Source organism: Rhodococcus sp. NPDC059968 (genome assembly GCF_042738615.1).
Taxonomy (GTDB): Bacteria; Actinomycetota; Actinomycetes; order Mycobacteriales; family Mycobacteriaceae; genus Rhodococcus_F.
On sequence record NZ_JBHWUE010000028.1, the window covers coordinates 19,464 to 30,427 of the forward strand.

At 70.0% G+C, this 10,964-nt stretch carries 8 protein-coding genes; 3 read left to right on the plus strand and 5 right to left on the minus strand.

Features of this window, described 5'->3' with window-relative positions:
- Window positions 1-32: 32 nt before the first annotated feature.
- The 5 genes from ACFWAY_RS22390 to ACFWAY_RS22410 form a co-directional block, all read right to left on the minus strand.
- Window positions 33-740 carry a hypothetical protein gene (locus ACFWAY_RS22390; RefSeq protein ID WP_378512196.1) on the minus strand — a complete coding sequence of 236 codons (708 nt, stop codon included), beginning with the start codon at window positions 738-740 and terminating at the stop codon, window positions 33-35.
- Window positions 741-762: 22 nt separating this feature from the next.
- Window positions 763-1,992, minus strand: a complete 1,230-nt coding sequence (locus tag ACFWAY_RS22395; protein WP_378512197.1) for an insoluble domain protein — start codon at window positions 1,990-1,992, stop codon at window positions 763-765.
- 126 nt (window positions 1,993-2,118) lie between these two features.
- Window positions 2,119-3,486: a ParA family protein gene (locus ACFWAY_RS22400; protein WP_378512198.1), complete on the minus strand. Its 1,368-nt coding sequence runs from the start codon at window positions 3,484-3,486 to the stop codon at window positions 2,119-2,121.
- Window positions 3,487-3,488: 2 nt separating this feature from the next.
- On the minus strand, window positions 3,489-3,836 hold the full coding sequence (locus ACFWAY_RS22405; protein ID WP_378512199.1) for a hypothetical protein: 348 nt from the start codon (window positions 3,834-3,836) through the stop codon (window positions 3,489-3,491).
- 40 nt (window positions 3,837-3,876) lie between these two features.
- The gene (locus ACFWAY_RS22410; protein WP_378512200.1) at window positions 3,877-6,024 is read right to left on the minus strand and encodes an FtsK/SpoIIIE domain-containing protein; all 2,148 of its coding nucleotides are present in this window, start codon (window positions 6,022-6,024) and stop codon (window positions 3,877-3,879) included.
- Between the two features lie 1,133 nt (window positions 6,025-7,157).
- On the opposite strand from ACFWAY_RS22410, the gene ACFWAY_RS22415 reads away from it, so the two are divergent.
- Genes ACFWAY_RS22415 through ACFWAY_RS22425 form a run of 3 tightly spaced genes read left to right on the plus strand, consistent with a single transcriptional unit; the run spans window position 7,158 to window position 10,962 of the window.
- Window positions 7,158-7,469: a hypothetical protein gene (locus ACFWAY_RS22415; protein ID WP_378512201.1), complete on the plus strand. Its 312-nt coding sequence runs from the start codon at window positions 7,158-7,160 to the stop codon at window positions 7,467-7,469.
- A gap of 41 nt (window positions 7,470-7,510) precedes the next feature.
- The gene (locus tag ACFWAY_RS22420; RefSeq protein ID WP_378512202.1) at window positions 7,511-7,909 is read left to right on the plus strand and encodes a hypothetical protein; all 399 of its coding nucleotides are present in this window, start codon (window positions 7,511-7,513) and stop codon (window positions 7,907-7,909) included.
- Window positions 7,906-10,962 carry an ATP-binding protein gene (locus ACFWAY_RS22425; protein ID WP_378512203.1) on the plus strand — a complete coding sequence of 1,019 codons (3,057 nt, stop codon included), beginning with the start codon at window positions 7,906-7,908 and terminating at the stop codon, window positions 10,960-10,962. The genes ACFWAY_RS22420 and ACFWAY_RS22425 overlap by 4 nt, the downstream gene beginning before the upstream one ends.
- Window positions 10,963-10,964: the final 2 nt, after the last annotated feature.

The window sequence follows — 10,964 nt, forward strand, 5'->3', positions numbered from 1 at the left end:
GGGGCATCGTTCAGTCCTCATCAGTTCGGGGCTTATGTGAAGATGTCGACGTACCAGCGGCCGTCGATCTTGACGGTGGTGATGGTCTGGGTGCCGCGTTTGACGGGCTGCGCCGGTTGCATCACGGACAGGTCTGCGAGGTAGACCCCGACGGACAGTTCGATGGTTCGCAGGCAGTAGTTGGTTCCGGCCGGGACGGCGTCGATGACCTTCTGCAGTTCGGGGCCGGGCAGCACGGACGAGGTGGGGGTGGCGAGGGCGCGGGCGGCGTCGCCGTTGCGCTGGCTGTAGTAGGCGTGGTTGAACGCGGCGATCACGCCGCCGCCGCTCTTCTGGTCGCCGCGGTCGGCGCGGCATTCCCCGTCCGACGCGACTGGCTCCTCGGTCGGTTCGGGGTCGGGCAGGTCCAGGATGGGCAGCCCGTTCTCGTCGGCCGCAGCGGTGGCAGTGAGTGTGGCTGCGGCCTGCGTGGATTCACTGTCGCCGCCGCGCAGGTGGCTGATTGCCATCGCGCCGGCCAGGGCGACGGCGGCCGCCCCCATGACGGCCGCCGCCTTCTTTCCCGGGCGGCGGCGCCGGGTCGAGAACGGTGTGGGCGCCCGGGGCGGTGGTGGTGTGGCCGGGCCGCCGGGCGCCGCCGTGCGGGCGCCCGGCGGGTTGTCGGCGGTGGGTGAGCCGCCTGGAAGGTCGATCACGGCGGGATGCCGCGCAGTCTTACGGCCGAGGGTCGGCTTCTTCATGGTGTGCACCCACCTTCCGATGTCAGTGGCCGGGCGTGATGCCGCCGCCGATGGCGCCCGACAACAGGTTTCCGGCCAGACCGGGCGTGGTATCGGTGACGAACGACTGCAGGGCGTCATCGACCTGGTCGATGATCTGCTCCCCGCCGGGCCGGGCGGCGGCGAAGTCGCGGGCCTGCTGGTCGATCGCGGGCGCGGCCAGGGCCGTGTCCTGTACGGCGTCGGCGGCGGCCCGGCCGACGGGGCCGGAGTTGTGCCAGTCGGTGAGTACCGTCTCGGTCTGTTCGGTCACGGCGTCGGAGTCGATGTCCGGGACCTCGATCTCCTTCGGTTCGCCCTTGTCACCGGCGGCGATCGGGGTCACCGCGGCGACCGCTGCCGCACCGCCTGCGACGGCGCCGAGCGCTGCCGCGGGAATTCCCACCGCCGCGCCGCCGGCGGCGGCTCCGACGCCGGTGGCGATGGCGCCGACCGGTGCCCAGCCGATGCCGGGGAGGAACGCGTTGCCCGCGGTGGCGCCGACGATTCCCGCGACGGTCCCGACGGCGGCGCCACCGGCGACGGCGGCGGGGATCCCGACCGCCGCGGCACCGGTCACCGCTCCGAGTGCGCCGGCGCCGACCTGCGCGGCGGCGATCCGGTCGGCACGGGACGTTTCCACACCGACCGAGCGCCAGGCTGTCGAGACCCCGGATTCGACGACCGCGAAGGTGTTGTTGGTGCGGTCGGTGTCGACGTCCGTGACCCAGTTCGGCTGCGTGATGTGCAGTTCCCCGATCCGGAGGGTGTCCCGGGGCGCGATGAACGGCTTCGTCGGCTCCACCGGCGTCGGCAGGTGCAGCTGCTCGAACGCCGCCGGCGCGAGGTGGTAGTCCTCCGGCTCGACATACACATTCGCGTCGTAGTCGTAGTTCGGGAGCGGCTGGTACTCGATGTTCTGGTACTGGGCGGGCGGGGCGACCCAGTACACCGGTTCCGCCGGGGTCTCGGGCACGTATGCGGGTGCGGGTGCTGGTGTGGGGGTGGTGGTTCCGTCGGGGGTGTCGGCGCCGGTGACGCCGTCCTGGTTGCTGCCGCCGGTGACACCGCCCTGGATCGGGTCGGCGGCCGCGGACGGGGACAGCGCGATACCGGAGGCCAGGGCGGCGGTGATCACGGCCAGGGCGGTGGCGGCCTGGGTGGCGCTCTGTCGACGGTGCCGGCCGCGGGCGCGGCGGGCGGCGCGGTTGCCGGTGTTGATGTCGTTGCTCATCGAGCATCGCCTTTCATCTGGGTTCGCCCCTCGCGGGAGGCGGGGATCTTTTGTGGAGTGGCAGGGATCGGAGGTAGGACGGTCACACCCGGCCTGGCTGGCTGGCTGGCTGGCTGGGCCAGCGCATCAGCCCACGGCGCCCGCCATCAGGTCGACGACGGTGGCCGCGAGCACGGTCAACGCGTCCCGTGTCTTCCGGTGCAACTGGCTGAGCGTGATGCGTTCGCCGGAGGCGAACAGCGGCTCGAACGGCATCCGGCACACCGGCACCCGCAGCGCGGCGAACGCGGTAACGGCCTCGGTCTCGACCATCGGGACGTCCCCGGGCCCGGCGGTGATGACCACGACGGTGCGGGCGAGAACGTCGGGTCGGACCGCGGCGATCGCGGCGAGGGTGCGCTGGGCGGCCACGGCGGCGTCGCGGCGCAGCGGGACCGGGACGATCACCGCGTGCGCGGCCGTGATCGCCCACCGCCAGCTCTCGGCGTGGCTGGAGTTGCCGGTGTCGGCGACCAGGGCGTCGCGGTGCCGGCCGAGGATCGCCCCGAGCGCTGCGGCGTCGTCGTAGCGCAGGGGTGAGTCGGCCCCTGGCCGGCCGGCGATGATGTCGGAGCCGGCCGGCTGGCGGGTCAGGAACCGTGCGAGCCTGGACGGCCGGACGCCGGTCACCGGATTGATCACGGCCAACAGGTTGACCACGTCCTGGCCGGCGGCCGGAGGAACGGCCACGCGATCGGCGAAGCTGGCGCCGACCTCGCCGAGGTCCATGCACGTGACGGTGGCGGGGCCTCGGTGCTCGGCCAGCGTCTCGGCCAGGCTGATCGACATCGGGGTCTTGCCGACGCCGCCCTTGAGGTTGGCGAAGGTGATCACTGCGCCGTCCGGGAGCGGGCGGGCGATCGTGGTCTGCGCGTCGCGCAGTCGCATCTCGAGCGAGTCCATCTTCGGTGCGAGCTCGAGTCCGAGGATGGCGTTGAGTCGGCCACGCCCCCCGCGCCGAGCAGGCTCGCTCGCCGCGGGGTTCGCGCGGGGCGCGGACAGCTGCCCGAGCACGTCCAGCAGGCCCGTGACCGGGCCCGTGACCGACTCTGCCGGAGCGGCCCGTGCGGGCGCCGCGGGTTGCGGGGCCCCGGCGTAGGCGATCTGCTCGGCCGCCACAACCACCGGCCTATCCGGCGGGGTGGAGACAGGCTCCGCTGCCACCGGTTCGGGCGCCGTCGGCACGGCGATCGGCAGGGGCATGCTCGGGGCGCGTTCCTCGGCCTTCCCGTCCGGTCCGACGGTCAGGAACCGAGTGTCCTTTGCCGTCCGATAGACGACCTCGACGTCGGCGCCCTGGGCCTGCGCCATGTTGTGCAGGAACTCGTGCACGACAGTGGACAGGGTCTTGCTCTCGGTCGCCGCCAGATCCATCGGAGGCACGTCGGCATCGGCCAAGGTGGCCGATGCCGTGGTCGTGGAGGTGATCTCGACATCAACGGTCGGCGGCGTCATCGTCAGCTGACCCCGAAGGCGCCGGCGCCAGCGAGTGCGGTGTCCATGTCGTCGACGACGGCCTCAGCTGTCGCCAGCTCGGCCAGGGCCGTGTCGCGGGCGCCTCCGCCGGGCAGCGCTTCGATGACGACGCGACGCTTGGACGAGGCATCGCGGATTTCCGCGAGCCGCTCGCGGGTCAGCTCCTGCTCCTCGCTGAGCTTGGCCAACCACGCGGGGACCGAGTCCTTGAAGTAGTCCCGCAGCGCCTTGATCACGGGGTCGTTCGCACCCTTGGCGACGAACGGTCCGCGCAGCGCGGCGACATCCTCGGTGGTCGGGGTGATCGACTGGGAAATGCGGCGGCTCATCGGTGTTCCTTTCGGTGGTGGTGGATCCGGCAACGAGGGGTCACGCCGACGCGGCAACGCGGTCGGCTTCGGGGAGGACGACGACGCCGGTGGCGTCGAAGGTGATGCGGGTCTTCACGCGGCCGGTGCCCACGGTGAGGACGGTCTCGACGACATCGCCCTTCGCGCTGCGGCGGACGTCGACCGAGTCGACGGTGACGGGGACGAGTTCGCCGTGGTCGTCGTCGACGAGGACGGTCTGGCCGGCCTCGACTGCGGAGGCCGGAATGACGTCCGAGAAGTCGTCATCGCCGGTGGGCGCGGCGTTCACAGTCGGCGACTCGGCGGACGTGTCGCCGTCGGTGGCGGCGGCCGCGCCGATGACGATCGGCTCGGGAGCACGGCCGTGCCTGCGTGCCCGCGTGGCGAGGGCGCGCTCGGACTCGATGAACGAGGCCAGCTCCTGCGAGTAGCAGGTGAACTGCGGGGCCTCGGTCGGTATGAGGCCGTCGATGATCGCCGTCTCGCTCTCGGCGAGCTGGTTCCACTTGTTGGGGTGGCGGTCGACGTTCGGGGTCCACCACATCTGCGCGTCGACGGGGTGGCCGTCGTCGCCGAGCGCGATGCCGCGGCCCTTGACGGAGGTGTCGACCTCGCGGCCGACGGTCGAATCGCCCCACATCATCAGCGCGCCGTCCTGCGAGAGGTTGCCGAGGCTGATGCGGGTACCGAAGTTGTCGCGCGCGTTACCGGACGCACCACCGAACAAACTGGCGTCGGGGCGCTGCACGCCGAGCAACAATCGGATGCCCGCCGAACGAGCAAGAACGGCGAGGTCGGCCCACGCCCCGAGCGGGTCGAGTTCCTTGAGCTGCTCGCGGGTCTCGTCGTCGCCGGTCTTGGCCAGGCGCTGCCACTTGCCGGAGAGGATGAAGAACTCGTCGAGCACCGCGATCATCAGCGGCAGCTGCGCGCCCTCGATCTTCATCTGGTGGATGTAGGCGTTGCGGGCCATCATCTCGGTGTGAAGCGCACGCACGAACATCGCTGCACGCAGTGCGTCGTAGATGATCGCGCCGCAGCCGGGGTAGCCCTCGAGGCCGTCGAGTTCGATCATCTTCGGATCGACGCCGACGAACGGAACTCCGCGGCGGGCGGCCTCGGTCAGCAGGGTGCGGATCACCGATGTCTTGCCGCCACCGGTCGGGCCGACGATCAGGCAGTGCGGTTTGTTGGAGCTGGTGGAGACGTCCCAGTACATGATGCGGTCCGCGGCGCCGGTTGCATACGGCAGGTGGCGCCGGTTTTCGTCGACCAATGCGAGCGGGTGGTCGAGGCGATCGGGCATGGCGGTGACCAGACGCATCACCAGGTGGCCCTTGTCGGGGTACCAGTCGGTGGTCCAGTTGCGGCCGGACTCGTGCTGCCCAGCCAGGGAGACGAGGGCCTCGTCGACCTTGACCTGGAAGCCCTTGGCGCCTGCGTTCATCGACTTTTCGAACGCGATCCGGTATCCGATCTCGATGCCGGCCTCGTCGACAGTCTCTACAGTGACCTTCGGGCCGGTGAAGATCGAGGCGTCGTCGAGCGCGCTCTGGAGGACCTTCTGGCGGTCGGAGCGGGTGTCCGGGGTGATGGTCTTACGGGCGATGATGATGCGGTCGTGGTGGGCCTCGTGGCGGACCTTGACCTTCCACGTGTCACTGCCGGGGAACGCGGCCGCGACCGCGCGGGAGAGCTCCTCGAACGGTTTGGGCCGAATGACGGTGCCGCGGTGCAGTGTGATCCTCGCGCGGCGGATCACCCGCCACCCGGGCGGGAACGAGACGGCGATCTTCTTCGGCAGGTGTCCGGTGGCCTGCCGGACCACCGATTCGAGCATCTGCGACCACCTGTGCGCGCGGTGGCGCAGGACGTCGACCATGACGAGCAGGGCAGCGGCGGTAACGAGCAGCACCCGGTAGTCGTGCAGTGTCGTCAGCATGTCGACGACCGTCTCGTTGTCGGCGACCGCCGACAACAGGCGCGGGGAGTACACGGCAACGCCCGCGGCGGCGACGGCGATCGGCGAGAGCGGAGTAAAGCGGCGGATGCGCGTCGGGTGGCCGTCCGCGCCGACCCGGCCGGCGCGACCGCCGCCGGAATCACCGACGATGTCGCGCCACGTCGCGACCAACCAGTCCTCGAGTGGGTCGTGATTTCCGCTCACCGCCTGTGCCTTTCGATCGTTCGAGCCTGAACGCCGTCCGGGGAGGCGTCGTTGAGCACAGTGACAGAAACCCGCGATTTTCCTCAACGGGGTGTCCCCCTCGTCTGGCGGACCCAGGCCGGATTGCCGAACCCTCAACCCGTCCGACTCGCACCCTGACGGGCGCTGTTCACCGCCTGCGTGCACGGTGGTCGCATCGGCCCGCGAACCGCTGCGCCGGGGCGCTCTGTCGAGCGCTGTGCGGCACGCTCGTTCGAGCGCTCTTCCGCGGCGTTCACCGAGTGCTCTACGGGGCAGTGTGAGACACGGTTTTCAGCGCTCGCGCGAGTGCTCTTTCGAGCGCTTCGCCGCGCGCCTCTGTGGGCGGATGCGCCCGCTCGAGCGAGCGGTGTTGTGAGCGCTGCGGAACGCGTCGACACGTGTCGGCGGTGAGTGCTCGCCCCGCAGCCGATTCGAGCACTGCTCATAGCGTTCTACGTGGGCGCTTTCGAATAGCGTTGGCGCTGAGCGTAATTCTGGATTACACTCCCCCCAAGGAACGCCGGGGGGAGTGGCCCCCGGAGGGGGTGGGCGTGGGAGGCGCCTTTTCGAGCGGTCGAATCCACCGCCGAAATCCATCGCCGAATCCGGCGCCGTTTTCACCGCGTATCTGAGCGCTTTCTCCACGCACCGGTTCACTGGGTGCTCGAGCCGCTCGCTGCGGACCTGCCGCGACTGCCCGTCCGGGCGCCGCCTCCGACGCCGCCTCCGACGCCGCCGTCTGCACCGCGTGCGCACACCGCCCAACCCCCCGCTTGTGGAGCCCGTGTATGTGCCCATAACCCCTACGCCCCATAAGGTCCTGATGACCGCGACGGAAACACGGGCCGCCACCATCGTGCGAATCACCGTAGGAATCCCTTCACGCGCCGCCTGGTTACCTTCTGACCATCGAGGTCGCGCGGTTCCCGCCGCGCCGCCCCTGCGCGGCGGTCGCGGGAAAGACATTCCCGATGCCGCACAGCTCCGTTGGCCTGCGTCGATGGCCCGATCCCGGCGCGGACACCCCGTTGAGATGAAAACCGAGATCGACTTACGGTCGTGCGCATCCACATTCAGATGCACCTACCGAATCTCAGCGATGGAGAGTGCTCATGTCCCTTTCGTCCGCAGTCGTCGAACTGGCGACCCCCCCACCCGGAAGCGTCGACGTGCTCGCCCAGGACACCGAAGTCTCCACCGACAGCCTGCGCGCGTGGATCGGCGACAACATCATCTTCACGATCCTCGCCCTGATCGCGTGCGTGGTCCTGATGGGCGGCCTGCGCGGCAACCTGTCGAAGGTATTCACCGTCGGCGGCCTGTCGCTCGTCGGTATCGCGTTCTTCTCCCTCGCGAGCAGTGAGAGCGCCGCGACCGGCATCGGCAACTGGATTCTCGGCCTCTTCGGCATCCGAGTGGTCTGACCTGCCGTGCCTGACCAACCGATGATCGACGGGAGCGGACTGTGATCGACAACGACGATCTGCTGCACCGGGTGGATCAGCACTACCTCGGCCCGACCGGGTTCACGCTGCCGGTCCGGATTCGGTACGCGGCGCTCGGGCTCGGTGCCGCATTCATGGTCACCGTCTTCGTCGTCGCCCGCGGCGTCGTGCACGTGCCGCTGGGGTTCAAGTCCCTCGTCGTGATGGTGGTCATCACTGTCGCGCTCACCGCGCGGGTGACGAAGTTCGTCAACGCCGATCGCCCGGTCCGGTCGGTGATCCGGGCCGCGTGGAACGACCTGAACGCACCGCGCCCGCCGAAGCCCGGCCAGACCGTCGTGCTCCGCATTCCCGCCATTTCCCGCGCTGCCGGCAGCGCGCATGCCATCACGCCGATCGAAGGTGAGTCCTCCCGATGACTTTGCAGCCCGACAACGAGATCGCCGCACTGTTCGATCCGAACTTCGACGAGCCCGAGCCGGCCATCGTTGCGCCCGGTGCGTTGCCGCCGTCGTGGGCGGCGGCGATGGCGGCGAACCGAGCGGCCGCCACACCGGCCCCGGTCCAGGAATTGGCTTGGCCTCAGGCTCCGGGCAGCAGCATCGCAGCCCCCGCACCGGTCGCATCCGCCTCCGCCGCACCTGACGCGGAGCCAGAACCCACCGGAAAGGGCAAGCGGCGCGGGAAGAAGCGCGGCCGCCGCGGCGACCCGGAGGCGGAGTTCACCCGGCAGGTCGCGGCGGCGAAGAAGCGTGCCGACCGCGAGCGCAAGGCGGTGCGTCTCGCGCTGGTCGGGGTGGAGGGCAACGTCACTCGCACGCGCCGGCAGTCGACGGCGTGGTTCGTGCAGCCGCCGGGGCCGTGGAACATGCGTCCGGTCGGCAAGCAGCGCCGCTACATCCAGAACGAGGGCCTGGTCGTGGCGAACCTCGCCGAGTCCGGTGTGATAGGGCTGCATCGGCGGCTGGTGCGCACACCGTGGCCGGTGCGGCAGTGGGCGCAGGCGCATGACGGGTGGGCCGATCCGATCCCGGACGTGCCGGGTGCGTTGTCGTGGGCGGATTATCTGCGCGGTCAGCAGCATGCGATGTTGTGGGGCAACCCGACCCAGAAGGGCCGCTATTGGGGCGTGGAGCTGCCGCGGCGCTCGGTGCTGGCTCAGGGTCTCGACACGCTCGGGCAGTGGCTGCTCCCGGTGATCGACGTACCGCTGCTCGGCCGTATTGCCCGGCTGGTGCGCACGTGGGCGCGCGATGCGTTCCTGGGCGAGCAGAAGGCGATCGCGGACCATCTCGCCACGATCGAGCGGCACCTGTCCGGGCAGGGTGTGAACGCCAAGCCCGCGACCGCAGCGCAGATGGACTACCTGATGCTGCGCTCGGCGACACTGGGGCTGCCGCTCGATGCGGACGGCGTGATCTGCGGCGGCGGCGACTGGGAAGAATCCGACGTCGCCGCCCTCGAAGACCTCACCACCCTCGAGCTGACCCCGGGCGAGGGCTACACCACGGTGCGCGGCCAGGTCGGCGGCCGGGACTACACCGGCTACGCGATCGTCCTGACCCTCGGGCGGATGGCGCCGCTGCCGATCCCGGAGAAGATGCTGCCGTGGCAGGTGCTCGGCGATCCGTCAGGGGAACCCCTCGAATGGTCCGAGCGCATCTCGCTCAAGACCAAAGGGCAGACGCTGCGCAGCCTGCGCCGGTTGACGTCGAAGATCGAGGCCCAGTTCGACCACTACACCGTCGAACACGACCAGGTCCCGCCGCAGGAATTGGCCGAACAGCACGCACTCGCCCAACGGGTGATCTCCGACATCGAGGAGGACCACTCGGGCCTGTCGGTGCGCACCGAGGGCTGGTACCGCGTCCTCGTCGTCGGTTCGTCGCCGGAGGAGGCCAAGGAGAAAGTCTCGCTGCTGCAGGAGATGTACGCGCCGCGGATTCGCCTGGAACCCGAGCACGGCCAGTACCAGCTGCTGCGCGAGTTCATCCCGGGTGAGCCGCTGGCGAACATCGCGCACTGCCGGCGGATGAACGTCGAGGCACTGTCCGCTGGCATGGCCGCAGTCGGTGACCGGATCGGTGACCGCACCGGGGTGGTGGTCGGGCAGACCGCGTCGATCGCCCCGCGGCCCGCGGTATGGGATCTGTTCGCCGCGCACGAGAAGAAGCACAAGTCCGGCCTGACGCCGATCGTCGCGGTGCCCGGCTCGGGTAAAACGTTCCTCGCCGGCATGCTCGTCTACCAGGCGGTGCGGGCGGGCGCCTACGGTGTGGTGCTCGACCCGTCGGGGCCGCTGAAGAAGCTTGCGCAGCTACCCGAGTTCCGGGGTATCGCCGAGGTGCAGGCGCTGACCGGTCGCACCTCGCGTCCGGGATCACTCAACCCCTACCGAGTGATCGTCGACCCCCGCCGCGGCGACCCGGAGTACGACCCGACGAGCCCGGACTACACCGACGACGCCGATCCGGTCGCCGCCGCACAGTCGCAGTACGAGGCGGATCTGCGAGCCGCGGAGGCGGAGCGGATCTCGGTGGCGGTGTCGGTGCTGAAGATGATGCTCACGCCGTCGCGACTCGAGCACCAATGGACCGAGACGGTTCTTCAGACCGCGGCGAACATGGTCGGCGGCGACCGCCGCCACAACCTGAGCGAAGTCCTCGCCGCCATCGCCACGATCGGCGATAGCAAGGACGAAACCAACGTCGACCTGATTTCCTGCGCACGGTCCATCCACCAGGACCTGGCGACGATGTCCCAGCTCTCCGAGGCTCGCGTGCTCTTCCCCGAGGAGGGAACCATCGGCGACGGCGAGGACGGCGACCGCACCGTGCGCCTGACGGTCCTGACGATGCCGGGCCTGCAACTACCCCCCGAGGGCACCGACCCGGCACAGTGGACCCCGCAGCAGCGGATGGCCGGCCCGCTGATGCACATGGCGGCGTGGATGGCGAACCGGCTCGTCTACGAGCTGCCGCGTTACGAACGCAAGGTGCTCTTTCTCGACGAGAACAAATACCTCGAGCAGACCGGCGCCGGACGCACCCTGAACCTGCGGATCGCCCGCGACAGCCGCAAGTACAAGGTTCGCGCGCTGGTGTGCTCGCAGCTGCCCGACGACTACCTCGGCGTCGACGGCACCGACGACAAGTCCGCGCTGACGTACGAGGTGATCATCGGTGACCTCGGCGGCAACGCCCACGCGATCGAGGGCGCGCTCAAACTGCTGAACCTTCCGCTCGGCGAGGGCTACGAGTCGCTCCTGGCCGGGCTCGGCGGCGGCGGCGAGGACACCCTCGACGAGGACACCGACACCGAGCACCTGGACCAGGCCCGCCGGTTCATCGTGAAGATGGCCGACGACATCGAGCTGATCCGTTCGGACTGGACGCACTACGTGCACCTGGCCCACGTGTTCGACGCCCTGGACTCGCGAGCGACCCGCGCCGCGATCGGGGGTGCGCCATGAGC

Bases quoted from the DNA above. Each gene is read 5' to 3' on its own strand.
- ACFWAY_RS22390 (WP_378512196.1), bottom strand. From the start codon at position 740: ATGAAGAAGCCGACCCTCGGCCGTAAGACTGCGCGGCATCCCGCCGTG.
- ACFWAY_RS22395 (WP_378512197.1), bottom strand. From the start codon at position 1,992: ATGAGCAACGACATCAACACCGGCAACCGCGCCGCCCGCCGCGCCCGC.
- ACFWAY_RS22400 (WP_378512198.1), bottom strand. From the start codon at position 3,486: ATGACGCCGCCGACCGTTGATGTCGAGATCACCTCCACGACCACGGCA.
- ACFWAY_RS22405 (WP_378512199.1), bottom strand. From the start codon at position 3,836: ATGAGCCGCCGCATTTCCCAGTCGATCACCCCGACCACCGAGGATGTC.
- ACFWAY_RS22415 (WP_378512201.1), top strand. From the start codon at position 7,158: ATGTCCCTTTCGTCCGCAGTCGTCGAACTGGCGACCCCCCCACCCGGA.
- ACFWAY_RS22425 (WP_378512203.1), top strand. From the start codon at position 7,906: ATGACTTTGCAGCCCGACAACGAGATCGCCGCACTGTTCGATCCGAAC.